Genomic DNA, 4,373 nt, shown 5'->3' on the forward strand with positions numbered 1-4,373 from the left:
CACGACCCGGGCCGGGCTCACCGGCTACACGGTCACCGCGTCGCCGGGCGGCGCCTCGTGCACGACCGCCACCACCGGCTGCACCGTCTCGGGCCTTGCCGCCGGTACCTCGTACACGTTCACGGTCGTCGCCACCGGGCCCGGCGGCACGTCGGCGGCGAGCGCGCCGTCGACGCCGGTGATCCCCGGGCCGCCCGGGACCCCGACCGGCGTGACCGCAACCGGCGGCGCCGGCAGCATCACCGTGTCCTGGACCGCCCCGGCGAACCCGGGCGGCGGCATCGACCACTACGCGGCCACCGCCTCGCCCGGCGGGTCGGCCTGCACCACCACCGGCACCAGTTGCACGATCACCGGACTGTCCGCCGGCGTGGCGTACACCGTCAGCGTGGTCGCCGTCGGCATCGGCAGCACCGGCGCCTCCGCACCCGGGTCCGGCGGCTCCCCGGCCACACCGGGCGCGCCTGACGCGCCCCTGGCCGTTGCCGCCGTTCCCGGCGACGGCAGTGCCACGGTGTCGTGGACCGCGCCGGTCGTCGTGCGGGCCGGCCTCACCGGCTACACGGTGACCGCCTCGCCGGGTGGCGCGACGTGTACCACCGTCGGCACGTCGTGCACCGTCGCCGGCCTCACCGGCGGTATGACCTACACGTTCACGGTCGTGGCGACCGGCCCCGGCGGTACCTCCGCCGGTAGCCTGCCGTCGCTGCCGATCGTCCCCGGCCCGCCGGGTGCGCCGACCGGGGTGAGCGTCGTCGGCGGTGCCGGCACCGCCGCCGTGACCTGGTCCCCGCCGGCCAACGCCGGTGCCGGCATCGCCGGCTACACCGTCACCGCGTCGCCGGGCGGCGCCGGCTGTTCCGTGCCCGCTCCGGGCACCGGTTGCCTCCTCACCGGCCTGACCGACGGCACCACCTACACCGTGACCGTCGTCGCCAACGGCGTGCCGGGCACCGGCGACTCCGCGGCCGGTGGTCCGGTGACCGTGCAGCCCGGCCCGCCCGACGCACCGACGTCGGTCACCGCCGCCCCGGGCAGTGGCAGTGCCACGGTGTCGTGGACCGCGCCGGCGACGGCCAGGGCCGGCGTCACGTCGTACACGGTCACCGCGTCGCCCGGCGGCGCCACCTGTACCAGCACCACTACCACGTGCACCGTGAGCGGTCTCGCCTCCGGTTCCGCATACACGTTCACGGTCGTGGCGACCGGCCCCGGCGGCGCGTCGCCGGCCAGCGCCCCGTCGCCGCCGGCGACACCCGGCCCGCCGGGCGCTCCGACCGGGGTGACCGTCACCGGTGGCAACGGCGGCGCGAGCGTGTCGTGGACCCCGCCGGCCAACGCCGGCGCCGGCATCGCCGGCTACACCGTCACGGCCACACCGGGCGGGGCGACCTGCACCACGACCGGCACCGGCTGCACGATCACCGGTCTGGGCAACGGCGTCGGCTACGTCTTCGCCGTTGTCGCCAACGGCACCGGCTCGTCCGGCGACTCCGTCCCGGCGGTGAGCGGCTTCACGCTCGTCGGGCCGCCCGACGCGCCGGCGGGCGTGGTCGCACTGCCGGGTGACGGCCGCGCCACCGTGTCGTGGACCCCGCCGGTGATCGTGCGGGCCGGCGTCACGAGCTACACCGTCACCGCGTCGCCGGGCGGCGCCACCTGCACCACGTCCGGGACCACCTGCACGGTCACCGGCCTCACCGGCGGCATCGCGTACACGTTCACCGTCGTCGCCACCGGCCCCGGCGGCAGCTCCGCGCCCGGCGGCCCGTCGATCCCGGTGCGCCCGGGCCCGCCCGGCGCGCCGACCGCCGTGACGGCGGCTGCCGGCAGCGCCAGCGCGACCGTCAGCTGGACCGCGCCCGCCGGCGCCGGCATCGGCGGATACACCGTCACCGCGTCGCCGGGCGGCGCCACCTGTACGACCGTCGCGACCAACTGCACGGTCACCGGCCTCGCCGATGGCACCGCGTACACGTTCACCGTCGTCGCCGACGGCCTGCCCGGCACGGGCACGTCGGCCGCGAGCGACCCGTCGGCCCCGGTGACGCCGGGCGCCCCCGACGCCCCGACCGGCGTCACCGCGACCGCCGGTCCGAACTCGGCCGCGGTCGGCTGGACCGCACCGGCCGACGCGCGGGCCGGCGTCACCGGTTACGTCGTGACGGCCTCGCCGGGCGGCGCGACCTGCGCCACCGCGACGCTCTCCTGCACCGTCACCGGCCTGGCCGGCGGTACCGCGTACACCTTCACGGTCGTGGCCACCGGGCCCGGCGGCACCTCGCCGGCCAGCGACCCGTCGACGCCGATGACGTCCGGACCGCCGGACGCGCCCACCGGGACGTCGGTGTCCGCCCTCGGCGGCGGCGACGCGCTGGTCAGCTGGACCGCGCCGGGCAACGCCGGCGCCGGCATCGACCACTACGTCGTCACCGCGACGCCGGGCGGCGCCGGTTGCTCGACGAGCGGCACCAGCTGCACCGTCAGCGGCCTGTCGAGCTCGACCGGCTACCTGTTCACCGTCGTCGCGGTCGGCACCGGCTCGACCGGTACCTCCGTGTCCGGCACACCGGCCGTGCTCGCCCCGGTTGCCGCGCCGGACGCGCCGACAGCCGTGACCGCCGTGGCCGGCGACGGCTCCGCCGCGGTGTCGTGGACCGCACCGGCCGTCGTCCGCTCGGGCGTGACCGGCTACCTGGTCACGGCCTTCCCCGGCGGGCAGGCCTGCGCCACCGTCGGCGCCGCGGCCACCGGCTGCACCGTCGCCGGCCTCACGCCCGGCACCTCGTACACCTTCACCGTCGTGGCCACCGGCCCGGGCGGCAGCTCCGCCGCCAGCGACCCGTCGAACCCAGTCACCCCCGGGCCGCCCGGCGTGCCGACCGGCGTGACCGTCCAGGCCGGCAGCGGCCGGGCGACCGTGTCGTGGACCGCCCCGCCGAACACCGGCGCCGGCATCGACACCTACACCGCCACCGCTAGTCCCGGCGGCGCGTCCTGCACGACCAGTGGCACCTCGTGCGTCATCACCGGCCTCACCGACGGCCTGCCGTACGTCTTCACCGTCGTCGCGCACGGCAGCGCCGGCACCGGCGACTCGGCGGCGAGCATCCCGGCCGGCGCCACGACCGGTGCCCCGAGCGCGCCGACCACTGTCACCGTCACCCCCGGCGACCGATCGGTGGCCGTGTCGTGGACCGCGCCGGCCGACGCGCGGGCCGGCGTCACCGGCTACGTCGTGACGGCCTCGCCGGGCGGCGCCACCTGCGCCACCGCCGGCACCGGCTGCACCGTGACACTGCTGAGCCCGGGCACCGCGTACACCTTCACGGTCGTCGCGACCGGCCCCGGCGGGGCGTCGCCGGCCAGCGCACCGTCTGCCGCGGCGACGCCCGGGCCGCCGGGCGCTCCGACCGGCGTCACCGTCGCGGCCGGCGACGGCACCGCCTCCGTCAGCTGGACCCCGCCGGCCGACGCCGGCGGCGTCGACCACTACGTCGTCACCGCGACGCCGGGCGGCGCGACCTGCGCCTCCAGCGCCACGACGTGTACGGTCACCGGCCTGACCAACGGTGTGCCGTACCTCTTCGCGGTCACCGCCGTCGGCACGGGCGGCACCGGCACCTCGTCGCCGGCCCTTACCGCGGCGCAGGTCGTCCCGGGCCCGCCCGACGCCGCCACCGGCGTGACCGCGGCCGCGGGCGACCGCAGTGCCACCGTGTCGTGGACCCCGCCGGGCATCCTGCGCGCCGGCGTCACCCAGTACGTCGTGGTGGCCACACCGGGCCTGCGCACCTGCCTCACCACCGCGACCTCGTGCGTCGTCACCGGCCTGACCTCCGGCACGTCGTACACGTTCACCGTGCTCGCGACCGGTCTCGGCGGCGACGCGCCGATCAGCGCCCCCAGCGCCGCGGTGGTGCCCGGTCCGCCGGGCGCGCCGAGCGCCGTCACCGCGACCGCCGGGCCGTCGTCGGCGACGGTGAGCTGGACCGCGCCGTCGAACCCGGGTGCCGGCATCGACCACTACACGGTCACGGCGACGCCGGGCGGCGCCACCTGCACCACGACCGGAACCAGTTGCACGGTCACCGGCCTCGCCGCGGGTACGTCGTACACGTTCACCGTCACCGCGGTCGGCTCCGGCGCGACCGGCGTCTCCGCGCCGGGCGTGACCGGGGGTCCGGTCGACCCCGGCCCGCCCGGCGCGCCCGGCACCGCCGTCGCCGTCGCGGGCGACCGCAGCGCCACAGTGAGTTGGACCGTGCCGTCCAACGCGGGTGCCGGCATCGACCACTACACGGTCACGGCGACGCCGGGCGGCGCCACCTGCACCACGACCGGAACCAGTTGCACGGTCACCGGCCTCGCCG

At 77.9% G+C, this 4,373-nt stretch carries 1 protein-coding gene and 1 pseudogene; both read left to right on the top strand.

What is annotated here, in order from left to right; translation table 11 throughout:
* Nucleotides 1-115, top strand: a pseudogene (locus ABT297_RS43240) (hypothetical protein); the annotation flags it as partial.
* Between the two features lie 96 nt (nucleotides 116-211).
* A partial coding sequence (locus ABT297_RS34015; RefSeq protein ID WP_350556577.1) for a beta strand repeat-containing protein occupies nucleotides 212-4,373 on the top strand: 4,162 nt, incomplete at its 3' end.

Origin of the sequence: Dactylosporangium sp. NPDC000555 (genome assembly GCF_040300025.1) — a bacterium.
In the GTDB taxonomy this organism is placed as follows: Bacteria; Actinomycetota; Actinomycetes; order Mycobacteriales; family Micromonosporaceae; genus Dactylosporangium.